At 53.1% G+C, this 24,398-nt stretch carries 23 protein-coding genes; 8 read left to right on the top strand and 15 right to left on the bottom strand.

The genetic code is table 11. The features are described 5' to 3' along the window. Positions 1-161 precede the first annotated feature (161 nt). From F3J40_RS06915 to F3J40_RS06905, 3 genes are all read right to left on the bottom strand, one after another. A complete protein-coding gene (locus F3J40_RS06915) occupies positions 162-644 on the bottom strand; it encodes a pentapeptide repeat-containing protein (RefSeq protein ID WP_167013217.1) in 483 nt (160 codons plus the stop codon). A 606-nt stretch (positions 645-1,250) separates the two neighbouring features. Beyond that, positions 1,251-1,583, bottom strand: a complete 333-nt coding sequence (locus tag F3J40_RS06910; RefSeq protein ID WP_167013215.1) for a hypothetical protein — start codon at positions 1,581-1,583, stop codon at positions 1,251-1,253. Continuing rightward, on the bottom strand, positions 1,580-6,232 hold the full coding sequence (locus tag F3J40_RS06905) for a polymorphic toxin type 17 domain-containing protein (protein ID WP_167013213.1): 4,653 nt from the start codon (positions 6,230-6,232) through the stop codon (positions 1,580-1,582). Before F3J40_RS06905 ends, F3J40_RS06910 begins: the two co-directional genes overlap by 4 nt. A 127-nt stretch (positions 6,233-6,359) precedes the next feature. Between F3J40_RS06905 and F3J40_RS06900 the strand changes: the two genes are divergently transcribed. Further along, on the top strand, positions 6,360-6,566 hold the full coding sequence (locus tag F3J40_RS06900) for a hypothetical protein (RefSeq protein WP_167013210.1): 207 nt from the start codon (positions 6,360-6,362) through the stop codon (positions 6,564-6,566). A gap of 129 nt (positions 6,567-6,695) precedes the next feature. On the opposite strand, the gene F3J40_RS06895 is transcribed toward F3J40_RS06900, so the two are convergent. Further along, entirely contained in the window at positions 6,696-7,415 is a 720-nt protein-coding gene (locus tag F3J40_RS06895; RefSeq protein ID WP_167013209.1) for a type 1 glutamine amidotransferase, read from the bottom strand. 24 nt (positions 7,416-7,439) lie between these two features. Beyond that, a complete protein-coding gene (gene ptsJ / locus F3J40_RS06890) occupies positions 7,440-8,747 on the bottom strand; it encodes a MocR-like B6 salvage transcription factor PtsJ (RefSeq protein WP_167013206.1) in 1,308 nt (435 codons plus the stop codon). 66 nt (positions 8,748-8,813) lie between these two features. Between ptsJ and F3J40_RS06885 the strand changes: the two genes are divergently transcribed. Continuing rightward, positions 8,814-9,626: a YggS family pyridoxal phosphate-dependent enzyme gene (locus F3J40_RS06885; protein WP_167013205.1), complete on the top strand. Its 813-nt coding sequence runs from the start codon at positions 8,814-8,816 to the stop codon at positions 9,624-9,626. Between the two features lie 27 nt (positions 9,627-9,653). On the opposite strand, the gene F3J40_RS06880 is transcribed toward F3J40_RS06885, so the two are convergent. The 3 genes from F3J40_RS06880 to F3J40_RS06870 form a co-directional block, all read right to left on the bottom strand. After that, positions 9,654-10,478, bottom strand: coding sequence for a sugar phosphate isomerase/epimerase family protein (locus tag F3J40_RS06880; RefSeq protein WP_167013203.1), 825 nt, complete (start codon positions 10,476-10,478; stop codon positions 9,654-9,656). After that, positions 10,475-11,941, bottom strand: coding sequence for a sugar porter family MFS transporter (locus F3J40_RS06875; RefSeq protein WP_167013201.1), 1,467 nt, complete (start codon positions 11,939-11,941; stop codon positions 10,475-10,477). The genes F3J40_RS06880 and F3J40_RS06875 overlap by 4 nt, the downstream gene beginning before the upstream one ends. 74 nt (positions 11,942-12,015) lie before the next feature. Continuing rightward, entirely contained in the window at positions 12,016-12,873 is an 858-nt protein-coding gene (locus tag F3J40_RS06870; protein ID WP_167013199.1) for a helix-turn-helix transcriptional regulator, read from the bottom strand. 314 nt (positions 12,874-13,187) lie between these two features. On the opposite strand from F3J40_RS06870, the gene F3J40_RS06865 reads away from it, so the two are divergent. Then, positions 13,188-14,204: a LacI family DNA-binding transcriptional regulator gene (locus tag F3J40_RS06865; RefSeq protein WP_167013197.1), complete on the top strand. Its 1,017-nt coding sequence runs from the start codon at positions 13,188-13,190 to the stop codon at positions 14,202-14,204. 64 nt (positions 14,205-14,268) lie between these two features. On the opposite strand, the gene F3J40_RS06860 is transcribed toward F3J40_RS06865, so the two are convergent. The 5 genes from F3J40_RS06860 to F3J40_RS06840 form a co-directional block, all read right to left on the bottom strand. Continuing rightward, positions 14,269-15,207 (bottom strand): sugar phosphate isomerase/epimerase family protein, encoded by a 939-nt coding sequence (locus F3J40_RS06860; protein ID WP_017347516.1) that lies wholly within the window; start codon positions 15,205-15,207, stop codon positions 14,269-14,271. A gap of 35 nt (positions 15,208-15,242) precedes the next feature. Beyond that, positions 15,243-15,671, bottom strand: a complete 429-nt coding sequence (locus F3J40_RS06855; RefSeq protein WP_017347517.1) for a PTS mannitol transporter subunit IIA — start codon at positions 15,669-15,671, stop codon at positions 15,243-15,245. A gap of 36 nt (positions 15,672-15,707) precedes the next feature. Continuing rightward, the gene (locus F3J40_RS06850; protein ID WP_167013195.1) at positions 15,708-16,721 is read right to left on the bottom strand and encodes a Gfo/Idh/MocA family protein; all 1,014 of its coding nucleotides are present in this window, start codon (positions 16,719-16,721) and stop codon (positions 15,708-15,710) included. A gap of 26 nt (positions 16,722-16,747) precedes the next feature. Next, entirely contained in the window at positions 16,748-18,157 is a 1,410-nt protein-coding gene (locus F3J40_RS06845; RefSeq protein WP_167013193.1) for a sugar porter family MFS transporter, read from the bottom strand. A 409-nt stretch (positions 18,158-18,566) separates the two neighbouring features. Continuing rightward, positions 18,567-19,112: a YbhB/YbcL family Raf kinase inhibitor-like protein gene (locus tag F3J40_RS06840; RefSeq protein ID WP_167013191.1), complete on the bottom strand. Its 546-nt coding sequence runs from the start codon at positions 19,110-19,112 to the stop codon at positions 18,567-18,569. A 97-nt stretch (positions 19,113-19,209) separates the two neighbouring features. Here F3J40_RS06840 and F3J40_RS06835 point away from each other — a divergent pair, with 97 nt between their 5' ends. Next, on the top strand, positions 19,210-20,109 hold the full coding sequence (locus F3J40_RS06835) for a LysR substrate-binding domain-containing protein (RefSeq protein WP_167013189.1): 900 nt from the start codon (positions 19,210-19,212) through the stop codon (positions 20,107-20,109). Between the two features lie 60 nt (positions 20,110-20,169). Here the strand turns inward: F3J40_RS06835 and F3J40_RS06830 are convergent, their stop codons facing one another. Beyond that, the gene (locus F3J40_RS06830; RefSeq protein WP_017347522.1) at positions 20,170-20,478 is read right to left on the bottom strand and encodes a putative quinol monooxygenase; all 309 of its coding nucleotides are present in this window, start codon (positions 20,476-20,478) and stop codon (positions 20,170-20,172) included. 31 nt (positions 20,479-20,509) lie between these two features. Continuing rightward, a complete protein-coding gene (locus F3J40_RS06825; RefSeq protein ID WP_167013187.1) occupies positions 20,510-21,091 on the bottom strand; it encodes an NAD(P)H-dependent oxidoreductase in 582 nt (193 codons plus the stop codon). 148 nt (positions 21,092-21,239) lie between these two features. Between F3J40_RS06825 and F3J40_RS06820 the strand changes: the two genes are divergently transcribed. The 4 genes from F3J40_RS06820 to F3J40_RS06805 all read left to right on the top strand — a co-directional run bounded on the left by F3J40_RS06820 (position 21,240) and on the right by F3J40_RS06805 (position 24,327). Further along, entirely contained in the window at positions 21,240-21,476 is a 237-nt protein-coding gene (locus F3J40_RS06820; RefSeq protein ID WP_167013185.1) for a hypothetical protein, read from the top strand. 366 nt (positions 21,477-21,842) lie between these two features. Continuing rightward, positions 21,843-22,394: a phosphatase PAP2 family protein gene (locus tag F3J40_RS06815; protein ID WP_205297241.1), complete on the top strand. Its 552-nt coding sequence runs from the start codon at positions 21,843-21,845 to the stop codon at positions 22,392-22,394. Between the two features lie 44 nt (positions 22,395-22,438). Further along, positions 22,439-23,347, top strand: a complete 909-nt coding sequence (locus F3J40_RS06810; protein ID WP_167013183.1) for an ATP-grasp fold amidoligase family protein — start codon at positions 22,439-22,441, stop codon at positions 23,345-23,347. Continuing rightward, positions 23,347-24,327 carry a glycosyltransferase gene (locus tag F3J40_RS06805; protein WP_167013181.1) on the top strand — a complete coding sequence of 327 codons (981 nt, stop codon included), beginning with the start codon at positions 23,347-23,349 and terminating at the stop codon, positions 24,325-24,327. The genes F3J40_RS06810 and F3J40_RS06805 overlap by 1 nt, the downstream gene beginning before the upstream one ends. Positions 24,328-24,398 lie beyond the last annotated feature (71 nt).

Raw genomic sequence — 24,398 nt, 5'->3', positions numbered from 1 at the left:
TTTGGCCCATGCTGCGTAACACCTCAAGGCCCTGACGAGCTTGCTCAGCAGGCCACTTGTTTAGGCATACCACTTTACTAGTGGTAAATTTATAAAATCATCGACTATGGAAATAATCTTATGATAATGCATTTTAAGTTAATTCAATAATATAGTCACTTCTAAACGAGTATTAAACCCTTAATGTCTGCTGAGAAATTTTCAGGAAAAATCGTGCTTTCATCATAAAGTGCCTTGTCAAAAAAAGCGCTGTCAAAACGCTGTGCGCCAGAAAAATTAGCACCTCTTAAATCAGCACCATTGAATTCAGCATTAAATAAGTCTGCATGAGAAAAATTAGCCATCCTCATGTCAGCTTTAAAAAAACATGCAGCTGACAATTTAGAATGAGAAAAGTCAGAACTCATCAATACCGAATATGCTAAGTTAGCATTCATCAATAAAGCCCCCACAAAAACTGCTTGTTCTAAATAGCACCTGGATAACTCAGCACTTCGTAGATTGGATTTAATAAAGCTGGATTTATATAAGGAGAATCCACTCAGTATTACTGTATGCAATTGGGTGTTATCAAAGTTAACCATGTCAAAATCATCAAGGTAGAATTCTTTTTTTTCACCTGTTTTAAATTTTATAGTGACCATTAGTAATTTCCCCAATCGAACTCATCTACAGTAGTTTCTGACTAATTTCCATTTAACAGAGGTATCTAATGAGGGGAGTGGGCAACTTAGAAAGTTTTCATTCCCAATGAAAGTTAAGTTATATCTAAAAAAAACTTTCTTTCCATAATAAAATGAGTAATTGCTCTTGGAAAATTTCATTAAGTCGCTAAAGTTTTCTGGGGGAATATAGTACCCATTTTGAGAATCCAATAAAGTATGCATATCTTGAATTACAATTCTACAAATATTTAAATGTTTATTAGGGAATGGAGGTGATGAATGAACAGTATCAGTCTCGATAAGAATAATCAATTCATCATCATCATAAGTTGTGAGATTGATACTAAGAACTTGTTCCTCAAAAGACCAATGGTTTAAGGTCGCTTCAGAACAAAGAGATAAAAGTAACTTATGATCACTTGAAAATTCTTTCAAATTCATCCCATTGCCCTCGATTAATGATTTTATCTCTCAGAAAAAGTTGCCCTTTATCACCATTAACATTCATTTTTCATAATTTATTAGGAATGTAATTAAATATATTTAAATCTGTACCGTTATTGTACTGCTTAGCATTAGAACCGTTCATCCTTCTTTACCCATACAATCAGCACTGATACTTATTGAGTTTACACCAACTATTTTGGAGTGATTAGTCCATAAGTTACATTCGTGTTCTATATTTCCTGTCAATATCCATTGACGTCCTATTTCTTGTGAATAGCTAATAACCTTAAATATACAAGTCTCCCACTCATCTACCTCAATTGAGACAATAAACTTTGATTCACTTAAAGGAATAACAGTGGCAGGTCCATGCCTACCTATAAGATTTTTGTGTATTTTTTTAAAAATCTTTTCTTTCCCTTGGGTACTTTTTGCCTCAATGAAGAATTCGATGAATAATTCAATTGTCATTTGTGAGTCACCTTACCGCCCAAAGAAATATTTGCATGACTTCCATCTCGAGTAGTCCAACCTATTTTTTGTTTACCAGTTGATGATAGTTGTACATCCCACTCAAAAGGTTCTCCGGCTGTTCGGGAGGGACCTTTAGTCCAGACATTACCAAAGCGATCTATGTATCCTCCATTCTTTTTAGGCAAAGGTGCTGTTGGTTTCCAGTCTTTGGGCGGGACGTAACGAATTCGGCCTTTTGTTGGTAATTGAGCATCTTTAATCCAACCTTTCTTGGTTGTATGACATGCCAACCCCAGCGGATCGATCCAGCTTAACGCATTCGGCGCATCCTGATACGGATTGATCCCGCCCAGTAGCCCGATCGGATCTGGCTGGGTAAAGCGGCCCGTCAGTGGGCAGAAGTACCGGTGAAGATTGTAGTGCAGTCCGGTTTCATGATCCACATACTGGCCCTGCAGCGCCAGATTTTGCTGTAGCCAGGGGCGGCGGTGGCGGCTGCCCATATCCTGTTCCAGCGCCATGCCGCCCCAGCCGCGCGGGATCCCCCACCAGGTCACGCGACCATTCGCATCAGTCAGCATTTCCGGGCGACCGTTCAGGGCGCAGTGATACCATTCCACGTCCTGTCGGCTGCCCTCACACACAATGCGGGCCAGCGGCTCGTGGCTGTCTTCGTGATACAGGTATTTCACCGCCGTGTCCGGCCACAAGCTGCTGCGCTCCTCAGCCAGTCGCATGCCCTGCCAGACAAAAGTCACGGTTTCCGGCGGGATTGCTTCCCGCCCCGGCGGCGTGTGGCGATGCAGTATTTTGTGGCTGCGGCGGCCCAGCGCATCATAAAAGTAGTCGGCGTGGCTGAAGGTGCGGTCGCCGCTGAACTGCACCTGGCTAAGCTGGTGTTCTGCGTTGTAGAACAGCCTCTGGCGGATACCGCCGGGCAGGGTGCGCTGCCACACCCGGCCAAAGCCATCGAAACGCTGTGCCACATTGCCCAGCCGGGTCAGCAGGTTGCGCCACACGCGCTGGTCGGCGCGTTCACACTGGTTGCCCGCCGCATCGTAGGCGAAACGCTCGTCTTCCTGCGCGCGGTAGTGCAGCAGGTCACCATCGGCGCTGTAGCGGTAGCTGCGGCGCTGGGTAATACCGTCGATCTCCACCATTTCCGCGCTGAGGATATCGCCGGGATGCCAGTCGCTGCTGCGCATGATGGCCGGGCTGTCGCGCCGCACGGTATGCCCGTCCATGTGATAGCGGGTGCGCTGGGTCAGCTGGCCCATGCTGCGCGATACCTCACGATGCAGCTGATCGCGTTCAAAAGCCGCGGTCTCCAGCTTTCCACCGTCATGCTCCAGCAGGCGCGTCAGCATGTGGCCGCTGCCGTAGCGCTGAAAATGCTCGCGGTCGCCGCTGGGGTGCTGCAACTGCGTCATATTGCCCAGCACGTCACGGTCGGCGCGCCATGCACCGTGCGGGCCGGACTCTTCCAGCCACTGCCCGGCCGCGTCATAGTCAAAGTACAGGGTCTCTTCCCATTCAGGTTCGCCGTGCTGCGTTAGCCCGGACTGCCGCACGCGCTGAATGCTGACCGCGTTGCCGCTGTAACCGTAACGGGTATGGTGATCGGCGCTGTCTCGCGTGAGCAGCCGCCCGTCGGCGTCATAGCCAAACCGCAGCGTGAGCGGCGTCATGGCAGGCGGCAGCGCGTCTTGCCAACCCGCGTACTGCGGTGGTGGTGGCTCAGGACAGACAGGGCGCGGGGCCAGCGGTTCCAGCGTCCAGGCCCAGGGATCGGGCGGTGGCTCGGCCCCGGCGTCAATGGCGGCGCTGGAGGGTAAATCTGTAACTTCAGTGACGCGTCCGCAGGCATCGTAGTGCAGACGCTGGCCGATACCGGCGTAATCGGTCTGCCCGCTGAGGCGCCCGGCCGCGTCACGCTCCAGAGACCAGCTTTCCCCGTTAGGGTTTACCACGGCACTGAGTTCGCCGTTGCTGTCGTAGCGCCAGCGGGTAATGCGCCCGGCCGGGCTGGTGTGAGACGTCACCTGGCCGCGCGCGTTGTGAGTCAGGGCGGTGACCAGCAGATAGGTCTCTTCGCCGCAGTAGCGACCGCAGCCATCGTAGCGGTAATGCGTCTCGATATGCGAGGGCGTTTCAGCTACCTGCAACCGGCCAGCCGCGCTCCACTGCCAGGAATGAATATTCCCGGCTTCGTCGCAGGCGGCGATCAGCCTGCCGCGTGCGTCATAGCGCCACCAGGCGCTGCCACCTGAACAGTTGGTACGCCGGATCAGGCGGCCACAGCTGTCGTAGCGATATTCACGCGGATTGCCTACCGCATCGGTCTCGGCTGTTACATCGCCGTAGTGGTTGACGGTAAAAGTGGTGGTGGCATCCCGCGCATCGGTCATGCTGATCATGTCGCCTTTGGCGTTGCGCTCACAGCGCCAGGTGCCACCGGCTTCATCTACTTCACTGACTGGCAGCGCCCACAGCGGATGCCAGCGGGTGCTGCGGGTGCGGCCCAGCGGGCTGGTGATATCTTCCAGCCTGCCTAGCATGTCGTAGCCATACTGCCAGCACGCGCCATCGGGCATGCGGGTGCTCAGCAGCAGTTCGTCGTGCGCGGCCCAGGTGTAGTGCCAGTCGTGCTGCCACGGATCAACGTAGCGGGTGATGCGCAGGTGTTTATCCCACTCGTGACGGGTCGTGGCACCGCCCGCCTGCGTCACGGTGGCCCAGCGGGCCTGTTCATCCACGACGATGTGCCAGGTTTCCAGCAGCCCGCCACTGCCGGGCAGTTCGCCGGGGCCGGTCAGGGTGGCATCATTCGCCGAATCAGTAATGGAAGGGGGCAACGGGCAGGCGGCGGCTTCAGCATTCCAGGCAATCACCTCGTCTTGCGGCGTATCGTCATACACGCGATAGCCGCACACCCGCCAGTTCGTGCCGGGCTGCCAGTCATAGCTGACGCGCAGACCGCCCGCATAGCGGTGCGAGGCCAGCAGGCCGTTATGATGCCAGCCAAAGGCGCGGGTCACCACCAGATCCGCATCGGTGACGCGCAGCAGCTGACCGGCCTCGTCGTAGTGGTACGCCACCAGCAGGTGCTCCGAACCGTCTTCAACCACCACCTGATGCACCGTAGCCAGTCGCCCACTCCCGGGGTGATAGCGCAGCCGGACTTTCATTGCCTCGTTATCGCCGGAGATGGATTCAAGCTGCCCGGCGCTGTTCCAGTCGAGGTACTGCACGTTGCCGTGCCGGTCGTGGATCTCCACTATGCGCCATTCGCCGACCCGCAGCGGGTCCGCCGCATAGCGCTGGCTTTCGCCCAGCTCGTTCTGCAACAGCAGCACGCCGTTGATGCTGCAGAACAGCGTCAGCCCGTCGGCGGGGAACTGCACCACATCACCCGGCTCTACCGCACCCAGGCCGCACTCGCGTCCACTCTGGTCGCGCCAGTGCAGGTGCAGCGTGCCGTCTGCGTTTCTTTCGCCTAGCAGACGGGTTTCACAGGGCAGCATCCAGCCGCGCCCGAGCATGCCTTCGGCCGGGTTCAGGCTGTGGTAGACACGCTGCCAGCGCAGTGGGATACGGTCGTCGAGGATGAAATCGAGTTCTTCTTCGGCGGCCAGCAATTTGGCTCCGGTGGCGAGGTTCACCGGGTGTGCTGTCTGCATGGCGCGGGCCGGAAGTTGCCCTAACCTGGCCGCAGTGCCCGCCGCATGGCCGCTGGCGAAGAGTGGACAGGGGATATTTTTCAGCATGCGCGCGGTGCGCACCCGGCGGTAGAGATGCTGCGCCAGCGCGGTGGCCCGTTGCAGCGCTTTGCCGCCCGACAGGGAGCCGATAAACCACGCCAGCGTGTTTTTGCCGCTGCGGATGTCGCGCACCACCACCGGATCGCCGCCGATACGCACCCGATGATCCTCCAGCACTTTAATCATGGCTTCACAGGTGCTGCGGTCGCCGTGGCGTGCTGCAGGCTGGCCGTTGATAAACACCTTGCTGGAGCCTTCCGCCAGCCACAGTGGGCCGGGAGCCAGGTGCAGTTTGCTGCACAGGATCTGGTCCTGCCCGGCGGGGGTGGTGTGGGGCGCGGCGCTGGCCACCAGCGGCTGGACCATTTCGCTGAGCAGGGACTCCAGCAACGCGGCGCTGTCAATGTCGCTCAGGCCTTTGCCCATCGCCGCCAGCAGGGGCTGCGGGTTCATCACCACTGCGCTTATCGTGGCCGCGATGGCCAGCGCCTGCTGTAGCGCGCTGCCACTGTCTGCAACGGCGGGCTGGTTGATCCAGGCGGGGTCGACAGTGCCCGCCGCACGGGCGGCCGGTTTGCCGCCAATCATCACGTCGGGTGAGCCACTGATGATCAGGCCATCGGGCGTGGGCGTCAGTCCAAGCAGGTCGGCCACCGCCTCCCCGGCGGCATTGCCCCAGCGTTCAGGAAACCCGTCCACCGCTGCGCTGACCACCAGCGCCACGCCAATCGCGGTGCCGACACCGCTGGCGGCCAGGGCGGTACCGCCAATAAAGGCGGCGGCGTAGAGTGCGCCTTCGGTGATGCCACTGACGAAATCAGCCAACACCGAAGGGTGCTCCAGCACATCACCAGCGCGCGCAGCGAGGGGGGCGTTACTGCTCATAGCGAACTCCGCAGGGTATTTTCCCCGAGGCAGGGATATAAATCGGGCGCACAAAAAAAACGTGCTGCCTGAGCGTCAGGCAGCAAAAAGGAATATCAACGGGCATAGTTAATCCAGCGAGATTATTATGAACGTGAAAAAGGTCATGTCGATAAGGTGCGGAGTTTGGCAAAATAATAATATTGCCGCCAGCGTTATTTTTCTGTCAGAAACTCATAGCGAAACGGGTAATTGCGCAGAGGCCTTGCGTGACAAGGGTTTGGTGATGGTGGTGAGTAAAAGTAAGAATAGCGGGAAGTGTCTGGGTTTTGTTTTTACTGCAATTACTAATTAATAAGCTAACTTCCCGCTAGAATAAATTAAAAGTTCACCTAAAAAATAATTATTTATTGTGGGAAGACACGAAAATAATAGCCAATGGCCCCGCCACGATGAATTATTCACGTAACGGGGCCATTTAACATCAGGCTGTCTGGTAACGAGCGACCAGTTTATCGAGGAAGGTGAACAGCAGCTGATTCATTTCACTGTAATCATGGGCGCGCAGTTGTTCTGGGGTATCGACGAAGCGAAACTCAGCAGCGCGGCTCAAATCACTTTGCGAATGTGCAATCAGCAGTTCAACCACCTCTGGCGTCAACTCCATATGACACTGGAAGCCATAGACCCGGTCGGAGTAGGCGACGATTTGACGCGGGCAGCCTGCACTGGTGGCGATGATTTTCGCATCGGGCGTCAGGCCGGGCATGTCGTTGTGCCAGTGGCCCACCTCCAGAACGGCAGGGAATTGGGAGAACAGTGCGTCGTGCTGTGCGTCTTCGGTCAGGGTTATCGGGAATTTGCCAATCTCTTTCTCTGGGCTATGGGCAAACGGCGCGCTCAGCGCTTCCCCAATCAGCTGTGAGCCGAGGCAAATGCCCATCACCGCTTTACCGGCTTTTACTGCTGCGGCAATCACCGCCTGTTCGGCTTTGCTGTCAAAGTGCGCGCACTCTTCCAGCGTTGTCGCAGGAGACTGTGGGCCGCCCATCACGATCAACAGATCGATATCGTTGACCTGCTGCGGCAGTGCTTCTCCTGCATAGACGCGCGACCAGCTAATGTGATGGCCTCGCTGGTTGGCCCAGGCTTCATAGGCACCGGGAGCTTCAAAATCTTCATGAACGATGAAATGGACCTGCATTGCGGATGACTCCATAAAATTAAATTAACCCCGGTGTGTTGCCAGCACGCTGGCAAGGGCGTGGGCGAAGTGTGAGATGTCTTGGTGATCGAGTTCAGCAACTGTGATGCGGAGGCCAGAAGAGGAGCTGCCAAGGGTGAAAGCATCGCCGCCGCGCACCAGCCAACCGCGCTGCGCCATTTTCAACACAACGTCACTGCTGCCGTTTGCCAGTGGCACCCAGATATTCAGGCCGTCATGATGTTCAGAGACGCTAACTCCCTGTTGTATCAGGGCTTGTGTCATCGCCTCGCGCTGTTCGCAGTAGCGTTGGCGTGTGGCTTGTAGCTGAGTTTGAGCCTGTTCGGCAATTAAAAATCCGGCAGCCATATCTTGCAGAATATGGCTGACCCAGTTGGTGCCCGCGTTAAGCCGCTGGCGCAAGCGGAGTGCGGTTTCGCTGTCACTGGCGATAACCGCCAGGCGTAAATCTGGCCCAAGGAATTTAGAGGTGGAGCGGATCAGCGCCCAGTTGCGGCTGCTCTCCGGCACAATGTGGTGGTAATCCTGGGTGGAGAGCAGCGAGAAGTGATCGTCCACCAGTACCAGCACTTCGGGATAGTGGCTGAGTAGGGTGCGGATCTGCTGTGCGCGGCTAGCGCTAAAGCCAAAACCCGTTGGGTTGTGCGCGCGTGGAGTGACGATCACGGCCTGAACGCCGCTAGCCAACTGGGCCGCCAGAGCGTCTACCAGCATGCCCTGTTCATCCATCACCACGGGGGCGGCGACAAGGCGGCTGTGATGCAGCGTACTGATGCTACTCAAAAAGCAGGGATCTTCGACCGCAACGCGATCGCCTGCGATCAAATAGCTGCTGAGTAACCGCTCGACGGCATCCACGGCACCGTGGGCGAGATTAAGCTCGAAGGGAACGGTTAAATCAGGCGCTAGCCACTGATGTGCAGCAGCGGCCAGATCTGGTCGGATCGGCGGTTCCCCATACAGCGCGGGCGTACTGCGAATATGTCGAGCCAGTTCACTCAGTGCGGGCAGCGCAGATGCCGCCGGATTACCGCTGGCAACATCATGCAGCACAGCATGCGGAGCGCTGCCTTCAACTTCCACGGGTCCGTTGCTGGCGCGGATCACTGTGCCATTTCGCCCGCGCGACTGGGCAAAACCCGCATCGGTCAGGCGCTTATACGCGAGGGCCACCGTGTTGCGGTTCACGTCCAACTCACCCGCCAGTTCTCTGACCGAGGGGAGAAGATCGCCCGCCGCCAGCTCGCCGGAATGGATCAGTGCGCGGATCTGGTCGAAAATTTCACCTGCGGTTTTACCGATTATCTTCATTGATCTGTGACAAATTAAAGTTTAGCCTAGGACAATATTAAGCCAGCGGGGAGACCTTGTCCAGTGATGATCAAATCCACTCAACCAGTTGCATCAGACACAGTGCCTGATGCGCCAACCCAGCCTCGTCATGAAATGCACAATCGCTGGCCGCGCGCAGAGAGCGTCAGCGATTTTCAGGCCAATCTGGCGGCGGTACAGGCGCGGATCGATGCTGCCTGTTTACGCGTCAACCGCGATCCGGCGCAGGTTCGTCTGCTGCCGGTGAGTAAAACCATGGATGAGGCGCACATTCGGCTGGCGCATCAGGCGGGCTGTTTCCTGCTGGGGGAAAACAAAGTGCAGGAAGCCTGGGGGAAAGCGCAGGCAATGGCGGATTTAACGGACCTCCGCTGGTCGGTGATTGGTCACCTGCAATCGAATAAGGCGAAGCTGGTGGCGAAGTTTGCCAGCGAGTTTCAGGCGCTGGATAGCCTGCATACGGCGGAGATACTGGATCGTCGCTTACAGGCCGAGGGGCGAACGCTGGACGTGTTTGTGCAGGTGAATACCTCGAACGAACCGAGCAAATACGGTCTTGCTGCTGATGAAGTGGCGGCTTTTATGCTGAAACTGCGGCCGTTTAGCTGCCTGCGCGTGCAGGGATTGATGACGCTGGCGGAGTTCAGCAGTGATGCGGTGCGCGTGCGTGCGTGCTTTGTACGGCTCAGACAATTAAGCCAGCAACTTGCGCAACAGCATGGCGCTTTGCAGCTCTCAATGGGCATGTCCGGTGACTTTGAGATTGCAATCGAAGAGGGGGCAACCGTGGTGCGGGTGGGGCAGGCTATTTTCGGCGCGCGGTCGCTGCCAGATGACTATTTCTGGCCAAGCCGCTAAGCCCGGCAGAGCCGGGCCGTAACAGGTTCAACCGGTATAGTGGCTCATATTCTGGTGGACGCGACGAGCCAGTTCCAGGTGATCCATCTCCCAGCAGGCCGGGCTGAAGAGTTCGGCTGACCAGACGCCGTCGAAGCCGGTCGCTTTCACTGCGTCAGTCCAGGCCTGAATATCAATCTGGCCTTCCCCTGGCATATAGGCACGTAGCACCGTTTCCGCCCAAACTTCGCCGGGTTCTGGCTTGCGGCCGTCACAGAAGTGCACGCCAAAGATCAGTTCTTTATCCAGTGCGGCGATGTCTGCTGGCGTACTGGCACCGGTGGCGAACAGGTGCCAGAAGTCGATGACCAGGCCGACGTTGCTTTTCCCCACGCGCTTAATCACTTCCAGTGCCTGGTTAAGCGTATTGAACTGGGTGTGGGCAATCACTTCAATCTGATAACGCACGCCATACTTTTCACCGATTTGGGCAATTTCGCCGATGTTTTCGGTCATAATATCCATGATCTGCGCCTGCGGCAGATGATCGATGCCGTGTTGCGCCAGAATCTGAATGGTTGGGCACTCCAGCTCAGAGGCAACCTGTGTTAAGCGCAGCGCTTCTGCCAAAAGCTGCTGTTTCTGTTCGCCCTGATAACGCTCAATATCGATCAGCGCATTGAGGCAGGAGGTCTCTAAGCCATAGCCAGAAACGATTTTTTTCAGTGCGGGGGTGCTGCCGCCGTTATCGAGATAACGCAGCAGTTGATAGTGCAAAAACTCCAGGCCATCGTAGCCCGTTTCGGCCGCAATACGACTTTGCGTAACCACATTACAGTGATGAGTGGAGATACCATGCAAGGCTTTGATCATGAGGAACTTCCTGGGGTTTTAGGATGAATAAGCACGTCGGTGTGGGGCTGTGTCGCACCGGATAATTTTGCTAACCGCTGCGCCAGCAGTGCTTCGATCTCCTCCAGAGCGACGCCACGCGTCTCAGGGATATAGCGCGACAGGAAAAAGAAGCAGCAGATATTGAGCACCACAAAAATCCACATCGTGAACGCGCCGTTGAAATGCTGTTGCAGCAGCGGGATTTCGTTGATCATTGGGAAGAACTGAGTGACTAACACGTTGAACAACCACATAAAACTGACCGCCATTCCCATCGCATAGCCTTTGATGCGCGGCGGGAAAATTTCGCCAATCAATACCCAACAGCCAGACCCCCAACTGATGGCAAACATAAACATAAAGACCAGCACCGCCGTGACCGCGACGTAGCCAGTAGAGTGGGTGTACATGCTCCAGGAGAGTGCCAGCAAGCTGAGAATGGCACCAACAGTGCCGATTTTCATGACCGGCAGACGACCAAACTTATCAAACAGATTCATGGCAATAAAAGCACCGATCGCGTTCAGTAAGCCGATAAAGATGGTCTGGAACAGAATCACTTCTTTGCTGACATCACCGGTTTGTAAAATCAGCGGTGCGTAATACATCACGATAATGGCCCCGGTCAGCTGTTGCAGCACCGCGACCATACAGCCAATCACCAGTGCGAAACGCAGCGTACGGTTTTGCCAGATAAAGCGCAGGTTGATCGCATTGCTGCCCGCTGTGTGCGTTTTCTTAAGGCTAAAGACCTGGCTCGCCTCTTCGGCGTTGATTCCCGGATAAATTTTTCCGTAGATGCGCAACGCTTCTGTTTTACGGCCGTGGTTGATACACCACTGTGGCGACTCGGGCAGAATAAAAGTGCTGATAATCATCAACGCCACTGGCACCAGCTGTGCGCCCATCATCCAGCGCCAGCCTTGTTCAACCAGCCAGGCGTCACTCATGCCTTTAGCTATCAGGAAGTTGACAAAGAACACCAGTGTTTGTGAACCCACAAGAGACAAGTTGAAGATGCCAGAAGCTTTACCCCTGATTGCTGCCGGTGAAATCTCGCTCATGTAAATCGGGATAACGGTGCCGGCCAGGCCAATGCCTAATCCGGCAACAATGCGTGACAGTGAGAACAGCAGAAAAGAGTCAGCAAAGGTGCTGCCTAGCGAGGAGAGGGCAAAGGCCAGCGAAGCCAGCATAAGTGCCGGTTTACGCCCCAGTTTATCGGCGATACGCCCGGCAAACAGGGAACCAACAATACAGCCGACAAAAATACTGGAAACCAGCCAACCGGTGGCGGCAGAATGTAAATGGAAATAACCTTGAATCGAGTCAACCGTCCCAGAAATGACCCCGGTTGAGTAGCCAAACATCACGCCACCGAGCGTTGACAGGCAACACAGCCCGTAAACGTATCCCGCATTAATTCGACTCTGTACAGACATCTGTTGTTCTCCTGAGTTTGTAGTGATGCTTAAGGGTCGGAATGCGGTGAAATATCCCCAAAATTAAATCGGTATTACTGGCAATGCTTTATGTTTTCAACGAGCCAAAACTTGCGGTATTTGACGGGCGGTATCCCGACCAGTTTGCTGAACATTCGGTGGAAATTGTTGACGTTGCTGTAGCCCACGCTGTTGGCAATATAGGTCACGCCAGCATCTGTACCGAGCAGCAGCGACTGTGCTTCGCCAATGCGCAGGCGCGCCTGATACTGTTTCGGTGAATAACCCGAAAATTTCTTAAATACGTGCACCAGATAAAACAGGTTCATGTTCAAGGCGCGCGTAATGGCATTCAGTTCAATTTCTTCACGGTAGTGGTTTTCGAGGTAGTGCTGAATGCGATGCCCCAACACAAACTCCGAAGTCGAGAGCGTGGCGGGTTCCGCGTTAAACAGATCTTCCGCAATACACACAATCGCCTGTAACAAGGGTGCCGTCAGGCTGCTGACCCCGGCATCTTTATGCTGTAAGTGCTGCCACAGTGCATTAAACAGATGGAACACCTCCGCCTGGCGTACGCCACAGTTTCTTACGGCACGGGTATCACCCCGAATCAGATGATTTTCAGGCCGTCCCGTGAGCGACAATCCATTGATGCCACAGCTAAACGTATGGAGTTCATCACTGGCTGTCGGGCTTTCGTCATGCCAGCTCCCGGCGTTGAAGATCAGCAGGTCTCCCTGTTGCACCGCATAGCGATGCCCGTCGATGGTGTAGTGGCCAGATCCCCCGGCAAAAAACATCATCTCTAACCGCTCAGTATGACGATGCATCACGCGTGGTATCGCTGCACGGGCACCCTGTGCCTGGCAGAGAAACAGTAACTCCGGCGTTGAAGCGCCATTTTTTTCACTGTGGCCACGTATTAACATCGTTTTCCCTTCTCTGTGACGGCTATTTTTACATTGGTTTCTGGTAGGGTAGTCATGTGGTTTGCTTTTTTTTATTTATTATCGTATTGAATTTAAAGTGATTTATTTCGAGGTGATCACCCTGAATGATCCATCTTGCTTTCACAACGCTTAAGCCAGGCTCAGGGGTTGATGCAGTTCACACTTTTGCATACCCATAACCCTAATAGTACAGGTTATGCTCTCGGGTGCATGGTATTCTCGCCAGAGCTCGCAGCAAGGCAGAGAGTGGGGTAAGCCGGTTATTGTTTTCAGCCAGGGCAGGAAAAATCAGTATGAAGAAGAGTGATTCTGAAAACGCGCGGATCAAAGCCACCGCCAGCGACGTGGCGAAGCTGGCAGGCGTCTCTAAATGGACCGTGTCGCGCGCGTTTATTCCCGGTGCGCCGATCCTGAGCGAAACCCGTGAACGCATTCTCGCCGCCGCAGATTCACTGGGGTATCGCCCCAATTTGCTGGCGCGTAGCCTGTCACAGAAGCGCACTCATATTATTGGCGTAACGGTGGATGAAACTAAAAACCCGAACATGACGCTGCTGCTGGATGAAGTGACCCGGCAGCTGCAGGAGCGCGGCTATATGGCGCTACTGCTCAATATCTCTGATAAGCAGAAATATAATGATGTGATGTCTCTGGCTTACCAGCTACAGGTCGATGGCATTCTGTTTATGGCGACCTGGCTCACCGCTGAGCTGGCGGACGTTGCGCGAACCATGCATCACGTACCGCTGGTGCAGATCGGACGCAGCACTGAAAATCCAGGAATTGATATCGTCAGCATCGATGGTCATCGCGCGGGCAGCGAAATTGCCGACCTGCTGCTGGCGCAGGGGCATCAGCGCTTCGGCTACATGAAAGGGCCAGACACTGCCAGTTCGCACCTGATGCGTTTTGACGGCTACCGCGATCGCCTGGTGGAGCGAGGAAAAGTGCTGGATGTGCATCTGATTGTCGGCAGCTATGACAAAATTCGTGGCTACCAGACGATGGTGAGCTATCTCGATTCAGTGCCGCCCGAGCAGTGGGTGGAAGCGATGTTCTGCGAGAATGATATTTTAGCCATCGGCGCATTGCAGGCGATCCACGATCGTCCAGGCTGTAACATCGCGATCGTTGGCTTTGATAACATTGATGAAGCGGCAGATCCCCATTGGCAACTCACCAGCTACGATCAGCGTAAAGATCGGCTGATTCACGAAGCGATCAACCGATTGATTAACAAAAAGCGGACCGATCAGGGTGCCTGGCGCTATGGCGAGCTGATCGTACGCGGATCTCATCGCAAAGCCTAAAGCCCTGTACGGTGAAAAAGCGCCCCTCTGCTGAGGCAGAAGGGCGCTGTTATTCAGGCGTGGATTAACGGCTCAGGGTGGCATTCAGCGCATCAATCGAGGTCTGCAACCCGGCTTCTACGCTCATGGTCAGATCTTCCATCTCCAGAGAGACATAGCCGTCATAGCCGGTCATTCGTAGCACGGAGAAGAACTCTTTCCACCACAGCAGGTCTTTACCGCAGCCCACCGCCACGTAGTTCCAGGTACGGTTTTTGGTATCGGTAACGGGCTTGTATTCCAGCAGGCCGTCCACGTCCGCCAGACCGCGCTCAATACGCGCATCTTTACCATGCACATGGAATACTGCGCCTTCCAGTTTACGTGCCGCCGCAATAGGATCGGCACCCATGGCGATCAGGTGAGAAGGATCGAGGTTCATGCCGATCATCTCATCCACTTCACGCAGGCGCAGCAGTGTGGAAGGGTTGTACACCAACTGGCTCGGGAACTCTTCGATGGCGATCTTCTCCACGCCATGTTTACGCGCGTGTTGCGTAAATGCTTTCCACCAGGGAATAGCGACTTCGTTCCACTGATAGTCGATCACCCCTGGCATGTAGTCCGGCCAGGAAACAGTAGAGGTGATCCAGTTCGGGATCTTATCCTCTTTGCAGCCGCCCGGCAGGCCGCTCATCATGACGATTTTTTTCACGCCGAGTTTGCCAGCCAGCTCAACCGCTTTGTAGCTGCTCTCGCTGTGCTTCGCGCCCAGTTCGCCGGGTGCCAGCGGGTTACCGGAGCAGTTCAGCGCCACAATTTCAATATCACGCTTTTCCAGCTCAGCGCGGAACTGTGCCAGTTTTTCTGGCGAAGCCAGCAGCTCATTGGTGTTGACGTGTGGGCAAGGAGACCAGCCACCGGCCGTCATTTCAACGCCAGAAATGCCGTAACTTTTTACGCGATCTAACATCTCCGGGAAGGAGAGGTTGGCTAATACATCAGTACAGAGTGCGAGTTTCATTTTTTATCCTTATGAGCGTTGCCTGGCGCTTGTGTTTAGCGCTCGTGCAGAATGTCGAGAAATTGTTTGATCTCTTTGATCTGGCGTAAGCGTTCGGTTTTCACTTCATCACTGAACAGATCTGCCAGGTCCGCGATCACATCAATGTGATCGTTGTTATGCGCCGCGACAGCGACCACCAGGCATGCCACTTTGCCTTCACCCCAGCTGACACCCGCAGGGAATTGCAGGATCTGAAAGCCGGTCTTGAGGACCATTGACTGGCCTTGTTTGGTGCCGTGTGGCATCGCAACGCCAGATCCCAGGTAGGTGGAAAGGGCCTTTTCACGATCCATCATTGAGGTGAAGTAATCCTCAGTGACATAACCGTTTGCCACCAGTGAAGCCGCTGCAATCTCCAGCGCTTTGCGCTTGGAGTTGGCGCTACAGCCTAAAAAAATGTCTTGTTCTGCTACCGTTAACATAATCATGTCCTCACGCCGCCCTGAGGTAACGTCAGATTACTGACGATATAAGGCCGGGCATTCCGGGATATTGACCGCGTGCTTTTCACCATCTTTCAGTGAAGCAAGACCGGCGTCACACACCAGAGCCACGACGTAGCCATCCCATGATGAAGGGCCGGTCATTTCAGCGCCTGCACTCACCTGATCGACAAAGTTCTGCACTTCACGATCGTACGCGGTGGCAAAGCGTTCCATGCAGGTGGTGGTGATATGGCGACTGTTGCCGTGCTGGGTACGGGTAGTGGTCAACGCTTGCTCTGTCAGCGCAGTGATGCCATCTTCACCGATCACTTCACAGCCGATGTCGTAACCGTAGTTACAGTTCACAAACAGCTCGTCATCAATACGCACGCCAGATTCGGTTTCGAAAATCACGATCAGTGGATCTTGCAGATGCGGCAGGGCACGACGTGTCTTCTTCGCGGGTTTATCAACGCGCACCGACACAATGTTTTCATCCAGCAGGTAGCGAATGATGTCGATTTCATGGGTAGCGGAGTCGTTAACCGCCATTTCCAGCGTGTAGCTTTCGGGGACGGAAGCGTTGCGGTGTGCGCAGTGCATCAGCAAGATTTCACCCAGTTTGCCGCTGTCAATCGTGGCTTTCAGGGCGTTGTAGCCTGGGTCGAAACGGCGCATAAAGCCCAGTTGCAGCAGGCGTTTGCCCGTGCGGACCTCGGCTTCAATAATCTCTTTGGCTTCAATGGCGGTTGGCGTCAGGGGTTTTTCACAAAACACCGGCTTACCGGCATTAAATGCGGTGAGGATCTGCGCTTTGTGTACCGGGCCAATCGAGCAGATGAACACGGCATCCACCAGCTCAGAGTTGATCATCTCTTCGGCGTCATAGAACGCGGTTGCGTTGTACTCTGCGGCAACGGCGTCGGCGGTGTTTTTATTGATGTCACAGACCGCTGTGACTTTGGCATTTTTAATGACGCTGCTAAAACGTTGCAGGTGATCGCGGCCAATCATACCTAAACCGATAAGACCAATTTTTACTGTCATGTCTGTTTCCTCAGGGATTCTCTGGTTCAAAAACGGAATTTCTTTTCAATCTGTTCAAGTGACAGGCCACGGGTTTCCGGCAGGTATTTCACCAGCAAAATCAACATCACGATGTTGGTCGCAGCAAAGAAGCCGAAGGTCATACCTCCGCCGTAGTTGCTCAGCAGCAGCGGGAAGATGGACTGGATAATGAAGTCGAAGATCCACAGGCCGAAGACCGCAAAGCCCATGCCCAGCCCGCGCATCCGCAGCGGATAAATTTCAGCCAGCATCAGCCAGAAGACCGGTGCTATCCATCCCTGCATAAAGACCAGGAATACCAGCATTAGGCCAAGGATCACGTAGCTGGCACCGTCAAAGTTCGCGACCAGTGTTTCAGCGCCGTTGATCATTTCGTTATGGAAGAAGAACTTGAAGGCAAGACCAATCAACACCAGGCTTAAGGTCACGCCTGACTGCCCAATAAAGAACATGCTGCGACGCGAGCATTTGCCGATCAGTGACATGCCGAGCAGGGTGGCAAGAATCGAGACCACGCCATTGGCCACGGCCCCGGTGACCGCCGCCGCATCACCCAGTCCGGTCGCTTTCAGTACCGTTGGCGCGTAATACATGATGGTGTTTACGCCGGTGACGCGGGTCGCGAGGACGATCATCAGGCCAATCAGAACCAGCTGGATCACCCAGGGCTTCTTCAGCTCCTGTGACAGCTTCAGTTTGTCCTTATCGATATCAATAACCTGTTGGATCTCTTTGATCTCGCGATCAACTTCTTCAGGCAGGCGCACCGTTTTCAGGACTTTGATCGCTTTGTCCGTCTCTCCACGGCGCATAAAGAAGCGTGGCGATTCCGGCATGGCCAGCATGCCAAACCACAGCAGCGCACCTGGGATCGCGGGGATCGCCAACATGATGCGCCAGTTATGCGACATATCTGGGTAGAAGTTGACGATGGCCGCATTGACGGAGTAAGCGAGGAACTGACCGGTCACTATCATCAGTTCGTTGACGGTCACCAGGCTTTCACGCTGCTGCGGACGTGCCAATTCGGTGATGTAAACCGGCACCGTAACCGAGGCGCAGCCTACCGCCAGCCCGAGTACAAAACGGGCTACAATCATCGACTGAACGTCCCATGCCAGCGCAGTCCCCAACGCGCCGAAAATAAAGATCACCGCGACCCACAAAATGTTTTTGCGTCGGCCCTGGCGATCCGAGAGATAGCCGCCAAGCAGTGAGCCTAAGGCCGCGCCAAACAGCAGGAAGGAGGTGATAAATCCTTCCTGGACGGGCGTCAGATTGAGATCGTACTTCATGAAAATCAGCGCACCGGAAATTACGCCGGTGTCATAACCGAAACAGAGCCCCCCGAAGGTTGATACAAGGGTAATCAGTTTGATCCTGTTAGGGTTTTGCAGGTTCGTTTTGTTGTACATGTAACCATCCATTCTTGTGACGTATTATTGGATTAAGATGTTCTGTACTGCCTGAAATAACTTTATATTCAAACGTTTATAACTAATCCCGATGGCATGAATCGGGTTTTTGCCTGGTGTTCTATGTCGCCATGCACCCAGGTGCATGGAAAGGCGGATTGCTATGCACCCAGGTGCATGGCCTTCCCAACGTTATACTCAAACGAAAAAAAAACACCATAATGATTAAAAGTGAAATTTCAATTTCGTGTCGCAGTTCAAATTTTTATCGCATTTGTCGCGGGTGATGTGACCCTGTGCACACTGCAAAAAAGTTGCGGTTGAATTCCCTAACCTGTTGTTAAGTTTATGGTGTGCGGGTTTATGCGAGGGAGAGATGCCGCATCGGAGCTCGATGCGGCATGCTGTGTTATGGATTAGCGAAGCTGCCCACCAGGGTGGTCGCGGCCAGGGCATGGCCTTTTAATTTGCCGAACAGCTCGGGCTGAGTTAGTCCTGCGGGCAGGCTATTGGCTGGCAGGTCAGTCGCAATCAGCACAAAGTTATAGTGATGCAAGCCACTGCCTGCGGGCGGACAAGGGCCATAATATTTATCAGTCCCTGGGGTGTTTTTACCGCCAGTGTAACCGTTGCCCTGGGCCAGATCGCCCTGCGCGAAACTGCTGCGATCGGCCGCGATATTGTAGGCAACCAGATGGGTAACGCCCAATCCTTTCGCACCGACCGGATCGGTGATCACCAATGCGAAACTTTTCGTCTCGGCTGGCGCATGTTGCCACTGTAACTGCGGCGAGACGTTTTCGCCGGTGCAGGAAGGGTTGTTTTTGTTGTTACCCGCAAAGCGTTGTTGCAGTACGGTATTATCTTTAAAGTCTTGGGATTGCAGGGTGAAAATCGGTGCAGCCAGAACGGGCAACGGTAGCAGCGCTGCGAAGAGCAGAGATTTGAGTTTCATTTTCCGTGATCCTGTCGCAATAAAAAGAAAACGTCCCAGAGACGGGCATAACATAACCCGCGCCTTTAACTATAGGATCCACTGAGGAGTTGTCAGAGTGAAAATAACGCTGGAAGAGTTGCGTGCCTGGGTGGCGGTGGTAGATACCGGTTCGATCACCGCCGCAGCGGAGTTGCTGGATCAGACCAGTTCTGGCGTCAGTCGCGCATTAACCCGGCTGGAAGGGAAGCTACAAACCAATTTGCTGAACCGCACCACCCGGCGACTGGCTTTGACGGAAGAGGGGCAAATCTTCCTCGAACATGCGCGGCAGATCCTGGCCTCAGTCGAGCAGGCGGAAACGCACATTGCCCAACGGCGTGAGATGCCCTCGGGTAAATTGCGGATTAACGCTGCCAGTCCGTTTATGTTGCATGTCATTGTGCCGCTGGTGGATGAGTTTCGCCGCCGTTACCCGCTGATTCAGCTGGAGTTAAATACCGATGATGTGGTGATTGACCTGCTGGAGCAGCAAACCGATATTGCTATCCGTATTGGGCAGCTGCGCGACTCCACGCTTCATGCCCGCCTGTTGGGCAGCACGGTGAGCCGGCTGATGGCCAGTCCCGGCTATGTGGCCCGCTTTGGCGATCCGCAGACCGCCGCAGAGCTGGCACAACATACGTTAATTGGCTTTAGTGCATCAGAAGTGCACAACCGTTGGCCGGTACGCCATCAACAGCAAGATGTGTTGGCGATTAAACCCGATCTGGCGGCTTCCAGCGGGGAAACCATCCGCCAGTTGGTGATTGCCGGGCAGGGCATTGGTCGGCTGTCTGATTTTCTGACGCGTAAAGACAGGCAGGAGGGCAAAATGGTGCAGGTGATGATCAATAACACCAGTGAACAGCGTTTGCCGGTACATGCGGTGTTTTACCGCAACAATGCGCTGGCGGCGCGTACCCTCTGTTTTCTGGATTTTTTGCAGGAAAAGATTGTCGAGCAGGGGCTGTTATAACAAGGCAGGATGCCCCGAGGCGATAATTGCTCTGCCTGCGGGGACTCACTGGTACAGAAATTACTTAGCGGCTTCTAAAATCAGGATTTTTACGTCCTGCACATCATCTTTAATGCGGGCGCGATGGGTTTCCATGTGCGCAGCCTGCTGATGTTGCTCAAGATGGCGTAAAGAGGTCCACTGTTCCAGCATGAAAATAGAGTCCGGTGAGTTATGTTTCCACGGCACCTGAGCCTGGTGATCCACCAGCGCGTCATACTGATGACAGCCCTCTTCGGCTAATACCAACGGGATTACAGTGTTAATCGCATCCAGCACCGCCTGACGGCGGCCTGGCTTAATGCAAATCTCGGCAACAACAGTCAACATAACAGCATCCTCATAGGGTTCCTGCTTTCAGTTAAGCAAAAATTTCGTTCAGATGAGTCTGCAAACGTGCGATATCGTGTGGGATATCGGGCTGTTTAATCACATCATTACAGATGAAGGTTGGCAGCGCTTCCATTCCCAGGAACTGATTGGCTTTGTGGAAGTGCAGATACAGCCCGTCGACACCGTAGCCTTCAAAGAACTGATCCGGATCGGTAAAGGCTTCCAGAGGTGCGTTCCAGGTCAGGGAGAGCATATATTTTTTGCCCTGTAGCAGGCCGCCAGAGCCATACTTTTTGCTGGCATCACTGCGTGAGCGCCCGTCGCTGGCATATAACGCACCGTGGCCTGCGGTGAAGATATCATCGATATATTTTTTCACAGTCCAGGGCTCGCCCATCCACCAGCCAGGCATTTGCCAGATAATCACATCACTGTTAAGGAACTTCTGTACCTCATCGGCAATCACATAATCATCATCTGCGATGGTTACGCTTACCTGATGACCCAAATCACGTAGCTGGGCAGCAGCCACTTCTGTCAGAGTATGGTTGAGTTCGCCTTTGGAGTGGGCAAACGTCTTTCCGCCGTCGATGATTAAAATGTTGCTCATGTTTTCTCTCATTCAATTGCATAATATGCGCCGCACTTTACCTGGCTGGCACAGAGAGAAAAAGGTCGAGTAAAGCAGAATACTTTTGCCTGGCAAGCAACAATGCCTGACTTTTTTTAACCTGAAGTAACTGAAAGGACCTTCCGGGATGATGATGAAAAGCTACCCTCTGTTAGGACTTCTGCTGTTGGTTTCTACTCTGGCGCAGGGTCAGGATCGCTTCGGGCAGAGTGAACATTCTCTGCTGAAATGCAGAGAAAAAGCCTGCATGGTGACGCATGCGCAAAGTAGCTGGCGGCAGGCGTTGGCTCCATGGAACCATCTGGGAGATTCCACCAGTGAATTCGCACACATCGCGCGGCAGTGGATGGGCGTAATGAAATAGAGGACAAGCATTCTGTCTTCCAGCTTCAGGCCGCGCTCTTAAAGCTCAGCCGATGTAGTGTAACTTTACGGTGACGCTACTTTTTTTATTTCCTCCGCTTCCTGCCATTTCTCACGCCTGAATGTATTAACTCATGTTTACTCCTTGTTTGTCTTTGTCTGATTACAAGACAAGGATGGTTATCCTGCACATGTAATTGCCTGTATTTTTATTGTTGGAAGGATGCAACGAAAATAGTTTTTATACCACAGGCGCAACCGTGGCGTTGCACGTGTAGATGGTAAATAAAATTAACACGATAAATTCTATTTTCAATCCAATGGTACGCATCATGTTATTTGTCGTCATGGTGCGTCTAACTCATTAATGATGATTATGAAATACAGAATGGTAATAAATAAAGCTGTTCTAATAACAGTGTTACTTGTTCCTTGCCAGCTTTCCGCCATGAGCCTCGGACGGTTTGGCGATATCACTCAAATAGCCGTCCCGTTGAAAGCGATAGGGTTCGCCCTTTATAAGAACGATGCTTATGGGTTCGGTCAGGCCATTGAGGGTGCCATATATACTTCAGCACTCACGCATGCACTAAAATGCAGTGTCCAGCGCGAGCGGCCGAATGGAAAAAATGGCTCTTTTCCTTCCGGACATACTTCTGCTGCTGCACAAGGGGCGGCATTCCTCCAGTATCGTTATGGTGTCGGTTACGGCATGCCGGCCTGGTTACTTACTGGGGTTGTAGGGTATTCACGCGTTGAGGGAAAGCACCATTACTGGAGTGATGTGGCGGCAGGTGCCGCATTAGCCGCAGGCGTACAATATCTGGTGACGCGAGAAGAGATAAACCTCAGTCAATTTATCGTGATACCGCAATGGTCTGATAAATATAGCGGAATACAGCTCTCTTTTCGTTACTAGGGTTTACGGCCTGAGTCATGATGTTTATGGATAATTTATAAGTTATGAATAAATTCACGTATTATAACAAGCTGCTTGATTATAAAATAAAACTTATCCTTTCGCGTTTTGTGAGTGATAAATCCTACTTACAAAATAAGTTCTACCGTAAGTTAAATTATACCTTGAACCTTGATCAACCGAGAACCTTCAACGAAAAGATAAACAGTAGAATGATTGATGGTTATCAAACTAAATTCGGCCTGTTAGCGGATAAGTATCTGGCACGGTTGTATGTTGCGGCAGAAATTGGCGATAAATATGTCATTCCACTTATCGATGTATTCGAAAGCCTGGAGGATGTTGATTTTTCAGCGTTACCCAATAGCTTTGTGATTAAATGCAACCATGACAGCGGTAGCACACTGATTTGCAATGATAAAAATAATTATTGCTGGTCATCAGCGGAAAGTAAGCTCAAGCTGTGTCTGAAAAGAGACATGTACTATCGCACGCGTGAGCGCCATTATTACGCTATTCGTCGCCTCATCCTGTGTGAAGAAAAACTGGATGTATTTAAAAATTGCGATCAAGAAACAACACCGGAATTATATCGTGTTCACTGTTTCTCTGGCAAAGCGCAGTTTATTGAAGTGGATTTCACCGATCGGGACGGCCAGGAAAAAATTAATCTTTATGATACCCACTGGACATTGCAGCCAGTGACATTAGGCTCTCCTAACAATTTGAATGAAAATATTAAGGCACCTGCATGCTTGAGTGAATTACTTATGCTCTCTGCTCAACTAACCGCTGATTTCGACTATTGCCGGATTGACTGGTTTATTGTGGATAACCAAATCTATTTCAGCGAGTTTACTTTTACCCCCTATGCTGGACGAATGCCGTTTAACCCACCATCCTTTGATATGCATTTCGGTAGCTTTTGGCCTGAATCTGAGGGGAGGGCATAATGAACTTTCTACTGACGATAGTAGTGCCTGTCTATAATCCCGGTGCTTTATTAAAGCCCTTCCTCGAATCACTTCGGCAACAAACCCTGCTTTCGCGGGAGATCATTTTGGTCGATGACGGCTGTACGGATGGATCAGCAGAATTGCTCAACGCGTTTGCACAACAGCATGTTGATGTTCTGGTGATTAATCAACGTCGGCAGGGCGTATCTTGCGCGCGTAATGCCGGGATCAAAATGGCTCGCGGTAAATATATCGCATTCCCCGATGCTGACGACCAGCTGTTACCTGAGATGTATGCTACGTTGGTGGCGCAGGCGGAAGAGAATCAGCTAAATGCCGTGCAGTGCAACGGCGTTAGAGTGTATAGCCCAGAGCACAACAAGCAGATATTTCCAGACCACTGTTTTCGCAATACAGAGGTGATGTCGGGTGCATCATGGTTGCAAATGGCCTTGTCTTCTCGCCGTTATTTGCACGTTGTTTGGCTGGGAATCTATCGACTGGATAATTTAAGAGACTGGCAGTTGATGTTTGAGCCGGGCTTGCATCATCAGGATATTCCCTGGACGACGGAGTTTATGTTACTTGCTCCGCGCGTGCAGTATCGGCATGAAATTCTCTATCAGCAGACCATGCATGCACAATCCATTAGCCATCGGTCGCGCCAGGGAATCGAAAACGTTGAATATCAGCGTCACTACATGAAAATTGTCGCCATGCTGGTTCAGCTTAACCAGCAATATTATGCTCAGACTCGCAGCCGCCCTGCACTTAACTGGCAGCTCACGCGTGAAGCCTTGTCGATTTGCCACTGTGCCAGGCGCGAACCGGTTATCGAGGCGCGCCAGCAAATTGCCTCAGCGTTTTTCCAGCACGGGTTGCATAAAGAGATATGGAAAAACTGCCGTGGTGTAAAGCAACGCTGGCAGGTCATCCTGTGGTTGTACCGAATGCGGTGCTATCGAAAGTTGCTTTGATCGCAGGATGCAGGCCAGCCCTGTGACTAAGCTCGTTGAATAGGTTACTATCCTCGCCAAACCACCGCAGG

This window comes from Candidatus Pantoea multigeneris (assembly GCF_011752615.1).
Taxonomy (GTDB): domain Bacteria; phylum Pseudomonadota; class Gammaproteobacteria; order Enterobacterales; family Enterobacteriaceae; genus Pantoea; species Pantoea multigeneris.
The sequence above is the reverse complement of the archived record's forward strand: the minus strand, read 5'-3'. Positions and strand labels throughout refer to the sequence as shown.

Excerpts from the sequence above, each read along its gene's own strand:
- F3J40_RS06915 (WP_167013217.1), bottom strand. The coding sequence starts at position 644 with ATGGTCACTATAAAATTTAAAACAGGTGAAAAAAAAGAATTCTACCTT.
- F3J40_RS06910 (WP_167013215.1), bottom strand. The coding sequence starts at position 1,583 with ATGACAATTGAATTATTCATCGAATTCTTCATTGAGGCAAAAAGTACC.
- F3J40_RS06905 (WP_167013213.1), bottom strand. The coding sequence starts at position 6,232 with ATGAGCAGTAACGCCCCCCTCGCTGCGCGCGCTGGTGATGTGCTGGAG.
- F3J40_RS06900 (WP_167013210.1), top strand. The coding sequence starts at position 6,360 with ATGAACGTGAAAAAGGTCATGTCGATAAGGTGCGGAGTTTGGCAAAAT.
- F3J40_RS06895 (WP_167013209.1), bottom strand. The coding sequence starts at position 7,415 with ATGCAGGTCCATTTCATCGTTCATGAAGATTTTGAAGCTCCCGGTGCC.
- ptsJ (WP_167013206.1), bottom strand. The coding sequence starts at position 8,747 with ATGAAGATAATCGGTAAAACCGCAGGTGAAATTTTCGACCAGATCCGC.
- F3J40_RS06885 (WP_167013205.1), top strand. The coding sequence starts at position 8,814 with ATGATCAAATCCACTCAACCAGTTGCATCAGACACAGTGCCTGATGCG.
- F3J40_RS06880 (WP_167013203.1), bottom strand. The coding sequence starts at position 10,478 with ATGATCAAAGCCTTGCATGGTATCTCCACTCATCACTGTAATGTGGTT.
- F3J40_RS06875 (WP_167013201.1), bottom strand. The coding sequence starts at position 11,941 with ATGTCTGTACAGAGTCGAATTAATGCGGGATACGTTTACGGGCTGTGT.
- F3J40_RS06870 (WP_167013199.1), bottom strand. The coding sequence starts at position 12,873 with ATGTTAATACGTGGCCACAGTGAAAAAAATGGCGCTTCAACGCCGGAG.
- F3J40_RS06865 (WP_167013197.1), top strand. The coding sequence starts at position 13,188 with ATGAAGAAGAGTGATTCTGAAAACGCGCGGATCAAAGCCACCGCCAGC.
- F3J40_RS06860 (WP_017347516.1), bottom strand. The coding sequence starts at position 15,207 with ATGAAACTCGCACTCTGTACTGATGTATTAGCCAACCTCTCCTTCCCG.
- F3J40_RS06855 (WP_017347517.1), bottom strand. The coding sequence starts at position 15,671 with ATGTTAACGGTAGCAGAACAAGACATTTTTTTAGGCTGTAGCGCCAAC.
- F3J40_RS06850 (WP_167013195.1), bottom strand. The coding sequence starts at position 16,721 with ATGACAGTAAAAATTGGTCTTATCGGTTTAGGTATGATTGGCCGCGAT.
- F3J40_RS06845 (WP_167013193.1), bottom strand. The coding sequence starts at position 18,157 with ATGTACAACAAAACGAACCTGCAAAACCCTAACAGGATCAAACTGATT.
- F3J40_RS06840 (WP_167013191.1), bottom strand. The coding sequence starts at position 19,112 with ATGAAACTCAAATCTCTGCTCTTCGCAGCGCTGCTACCGTTGCCCGTT.
- F3J40_RS06830 (WP_017347522.1), bottom strand. The coding sequence starts at position 20,478 with ATGTTGACTGTTGTTGCCGAGATTTGCATTAAGCCAGGCCGCCGTCAG.
- F3J40_RS06825 (WP_167013187.1), bottom strand. The coding sequence starts at position 21,091 with ATGAGCAACATTTTAATCATCGACGGCGGAAAGACGTTTGCCCACTCC.
- F3J40_RS06820 (WP_167013185.1), top strand. The coding sequence starts at position 21,240 with ATGATGATGAAAAGCTACCCTCTGTTAGGACTTCTGCTGTTGGTTTCT.
- F3J40_RS06815 (WP_205297241.1), top strand. The coding sequence starts at position 21,843 with ATGATGATTATGAAATACAGAATGGTAATAAATAAAGCTGTTCTAATA.
- F3J40_RS06810 (WP_167013183.1), top strand. The coding sequence starts at position 22,439 with ATGAATAAATTCACGTATTATAACAAGCTGCTTGATTATAAAATAAAA.
- F3J40_RS06805 (WP_167013181.1), top strand. The coding sequence starts at position 23,347 with ATGAACTTTCTACTGACGATAGTAGTGCCTGTCTATAATCCCGGTGCT.